Source organism: Paenibacillus sp. 01T422 (genome assembly GCF_056398785.1).
The window spans coordinates 1-2185 of sequence record NZ_JBFTQB010001010.1 but is presented as its reverse complement, the minus strand read 5'-3'; the positions used below and the strand labels follow the sequence as shown (position 1 = coordinate 2185).

The 2185-nt window shown below is 47.4% G+C and carries 3 protein-coding genes and 1 pseudogene; all 4 read left to right on the top strand.

Annotation, left to right across the window (positions count from 1 at the left end; genetic code table 11):
* The coding region (locus AC1DUA_RS34835) for a portal protein (RefSeq protein ID WP_477504091.1) at positions 1-1562 on the top strand (1562 nt) is incomplete at its 5' end.
* A 4-nt stretch (positions 1563-1566) separates the two neighbouring features.
* The gene (locus AC1DUA_RS34830; protein ID WP_477504090.1) at positions 1567-1689 is read left to right on the top strand and encodes a hypothetical protein; all 123 of its coding nucleotides are present in this window, start codon (positions 1567-1569) and stop codon (positions 1687-1689) included.
* Positions 1686-1907: a hypothetical protein gene (locus AC1DUA_RS34825; RefSeq protein WP_477504089.1), complete on the top strand. Its 222-nt coding sequence runs from the start codon at positions 1686-1688 to the stop codon at positions 1905-1907. Before AC1DUA_RS34830 ends, AC1DUA_RS34825 begins: the two co-directional genes overlap by 4 nt.
* A 57-nt stretch (positions 1908-1964) precedes the next feature.
* Positions 1965-2185 (top strand): annotated as a pseudogene (locus tag AC1DUA_RS34820) (hypothetical protein); the annotation flags it as partial.

Sequence of the window (2185 nt, the reverse complement as noted above, 5' to 3'; positions counted from 1 at the left end):
AGCGTATGGATATCCAGCGGATCATTAAAACGGGACACAAGGAACTGAGCATCTACGGAACCGGGATTACTTACTCCGTTTGGAAGCTGAAAGAACGGAAGATTATCAAGAAGCAGTTACAGCCGGTTATTGATGAGGAATCAGGCGACCCATTGTTAGATGAGAATGAACAGCCAATTCAAGACTGGCAGCCGACTGAAATGAATGAAAAAGAATATGACGATCCAGACGTCAGGTTCATTGATATCATGAGCTTCTTTGTTGATCCTAACGGTGAGAACATTGACGATGCTAGATATGCCGGACACGTTAGCTATGAATGTAAGGAATACATTCAGGAGCTGGCTGACAAAGGCATTTGGAAAGTGAACTGGGACTTCATTCGCAATGACTATAAATCGAATCAAGCCCGAGCTGATCGCATGGGCGCTGTTGGTCTGCCGAACAGCGATGAAAACCCTGATCACTCCGATGAGAATGGGATTTATGAGGTTCATCACTACTGGGAAGACGACAAATATGTAGCGATCATTAACCGTTCATGGGTGGCAACTGAGTCAGAAAATCCTTACTGGCACAAGAAAAAGCCTTACAACAAAGAAGTCTATTGTGAAGTGCCTCATGAGTTCTACGGCATGGGCATCATTGAGATGATTGAAGACCTGCAGGATGAGCTCAACAATGAGCGTAACATGCGGATTGACTTCCGCTCTTTCTTGCTTCGCCGTATGTTCAAGGTTCGGCGCGGGGCTACCATTGATCGTAAGCAGCTCGTCTTTAAGCAAGGCGGAATCATTGAAGTAGATGAGATGGACGATGTTGAAGAGATGGGCATTAAGGATGTGCCTTCCTCTACGTTCACTGAAGAGCAAACCATCAAGCAAGACATGCAGGACACATCTGGTGCACACGATGTCGTGATGGGTACCAGCACATCCGGTGAGACAGCCACGTCAACCATGAGCAAAGACAACAACGCATCGATGCGCTTTAAGCTGGTCATTTCAAGCGTTGAGAAGTCTTTGCTTGTTGGCGTCTCTAGGCTCATGATGCAGCTTAATCAGCAGTTTATGGATAGTGATAAGGTGATGCGCGTAACTGGTGAGAAGGGTGCTGTTTGGAAGCGGCTCTCTCCTGAGGACATACAAGGAGAATTCGATCTTACTGCTGCCGGTTCTTCAGTTGAACCGCAAGCAAATAAGGAAGCTTTCAAACAGCGTATGGTAGAACTGTTCGGCATCGTATCGAACAATCCTATCATGCAGCAGTATCCTGACAAGATCATGGCTTTGCTCCGTAAGGTGTTCGAAGCATTTGACATCAAGAACACGGATATGCTGCTTCCCACCGAACAGGATATGCAAGGCACGATGGCTAATCAGGCTGTGCAGCAGTTCATTGCAGGATTGCCACCGGAGCTTCAGCAGATCCTTTCACAATTCATGCAGCAAGGCCCGCCGATGATGCCAGAAGGTAATGCCGTTCCCCMCGGTGCACCATCTGGCGGAGGCGCGAACACGGCAATGATGCAAGAACAAGGCATGCAAATGACGGGAGGCTAAGCACATGAACAAGGTCAGATTAGCTAGGGTGAAACGGATTATAAAGCTGATGAGACAACGGCAGGCACTCTTGCAAGCTAAGCCTCCGATCATTGTTGGTTTCCTGAAAGGTGGTCGCCCTCCATGAGTAGAGAGAAAGAAGCCATTCGGTACATGAAGCAGTGCGAAGGCTGGCAGATAATTGAGCAATTCATGCAAGCTCGCATCAATGATAACAAGAACAAACTCATGACTTGTGAACTGGATAGAGTTCCTGAACACCGCTCAGCAGCTAAGGCTCTGGAGGCGGTGTTTTTCCATATTAAACATATTGAAAACGAAGGTAGCGAAGACAAAACCACATAGGTGGCCCAGCTCCTTCGGGAGCTTTTTTATATACCACAAATTGAAGGGAGCATTACCATGGGTATTTTCGACGAAGGATTTACGACAACTCCTCCAGGATCCCCGGAAGGACAAGATCAAGATGGCGGAGCCGAAGACTTCGAAGAGCAAGAAGCTGATCTTCCTGAGCAAGAGGAGCTAGATGACTATCAAGACGATCAGGACGATGAAGGCGAAAACTTTGAAGAAGATGAGAACGATGGGGAGCCCTCTGACAACGATCAGGACAACTCCAATAA

Excerpts from the sequence above, each read along its gene's own strand:
- AC1DUA_RS34830 (WP_477504090.1), top strand. The coding sequence starts at position 1,567 with ATGAACAAGGTCAGATTAGCTAGGGTGAAACGGATTATAAAGCTGATG.
- AC1DUA_RS34825 (WP_477504089.1), top strand. The coding sequence starts at position 1,686 with ATGAGTAGAGAGAAAGAAGCCATTCGGTACATGAAGCAGTGCGAAGGC.